General features: G+C 60.7%; 2 protein-coding genes. Both read left to right on the top strand.

Annotated elements, in window-relative coordinates:
• Nucleotides 1-347, top strand: a 347-nt coding sequence (locus ACFWXH_RS30850; protein ID WP_379125249.1) for a DUF2934 domain-containing protein, incomplete at its 5' end; no start/stop codon positions are given.
• A gap of 272 nt (nucleotides 348-619) precedes the next feature.
• Nucleotides 620-820: a CsbD family protein gene (locus ACFWXH_RS30845; RefSeq protein WP_379125248.1), complete on the top strand. Its 201-nt coding sequence runs from the start codon at nucleotides 620-622 to the stop codon at nucleotides 818-820.
• The last annotated feature ends 555 nt before the right edge of the window (nucleotides 821-1,375 follow it).

The following is a 1,375-nucleotide window of genomic DNA, read 5'->3' as shown; positions in this document are numbered from 1 at the left end:
CCATTTTCGGAACCATCGCCGTTTCCGGCGGTTGCCTCTTCATGACGACGTATGATGAGGAGACTGCCTTGGATCATGGACGCAACAGGCGTTACACGCGCATTCGCGCTCGGGCTGGCGAAATCTGGCAGCAGGAAGGCTGTCCGGACAACCGCCATGAGCACCACTGGCTCTTGGCCCTGCGTCAGATCGATCTCGAGGATGCGCTTTCATCCGCGGCGCGTTTCACCCCGGAGCCTGTCGGGCGACCGGTCGTGAGAGCGCCCGTCCGGCAACCGGTCATGAGACCGGCAGGCGCGCACGCGATGCCGCGAAGGCCGGCCTTCAGGCAGCGCTCCGGCATCTGAACCAAATCCTTTTTCGCCGCGCCGCCATTCGGGCGGTTCGCTAGTTGAGGCCATCCAAGCAAGGAGGACCTGACGATGGGTCGTGGCATTCTTTTGTGGCTACTCGGCATTCCAATCCCGATCATCATCCTGATCCTGCTGTTCTGGCACTGAGCCCGCGAAGTCGCAGACTTTTCGGACGCCAGACGGGCAGATGATGACGGGCCGCCGCGGCCGCCGATCGGGCCGCTTTTTCAAGAACCGGGCGATCCCCGCCCAATGGAGAAAAAACCATGGACTGGAACCGCATCGAAGGAAACTGGAAGCAGGTGAAAGGCAAGGTCAAGGAACAGTGGGGCAAGCTCACTGACGACGATATCGACCAGATCGCCGGGCGCCGCGACCAGCTGGAAGGCAAGATCCAGGAACGATACGGCCTCGCCAAGGACCGCGCCAAGAGCGACGTCGACGACTGGTTCAACCGTCTGCCCTGAGGTTGAGGATGACGGGCTTCATTTTGGCGCCGGGCGCTGGCGCCGCTATCTCCCCCCTTGGGGGGAGAAAGGATTTTCACGATCTTAGCGAGCACGCCCTTTAGGGCGGCGCAGTCTAAGTCGTAGAAAATCCAAGAGAGGGGATTTCCAGCTGAGGGGGTTGCCCGTTACCGCGAGGCCGAGAATGGCCTTTCGAGAACAAGATGCTTGGAGAAGCAACTTGTCAGCCGGCGTGCCGGCAAATCCCCTCTCTTGCGATTTCTAGCACTTAGCCTCCGCCGCCCTGCGGGCGTGCTCGTCTAAGATGCTGAAATCGCTTTCTCCCCCGCAAAGGGGGGAGATAAGGGTGCCGCGCCCGGTCGCCCCTCACTATCAACCGGCAAACCCCTCTTTTCACAGAGTCTCGCACCATCTGACCAAGGCGCACAATTCGCATCGTCTGGGCGAAGCGTCGACGCTGCTATCTCCCCCCTTGCGGGGGAGAAAGGATTTTCACGATCTTAGCGAGCACGCCCTTTAGGGCGGCGCAGTCTAAGTCGTAGAAAATCCAAGAGA

The organism is Mesorhizobium sp. NPDC059054, from assembly GCF_042739215.1.
Lineage (GTDB): Bacteria > Pseudomonadota > Alphaproteobacteria > Rhizobiales > Rhizobiaceae > Mesorhizobium.
The sequence above is the reverse complement of the archived record's forward strand: the minus strand, read 5'-3'. Positions and strand labels throughout refer to the sequence as shown.

Coding starts and splice junctions, on each gene's coding strand:
- ACFWXH_RS30845 (WP_379125248.1), top strand. CDS start 620: ATGGACTGGAACCGCATCGAAGGAAACTGGAAGCAGGTGAAAGGCAAG.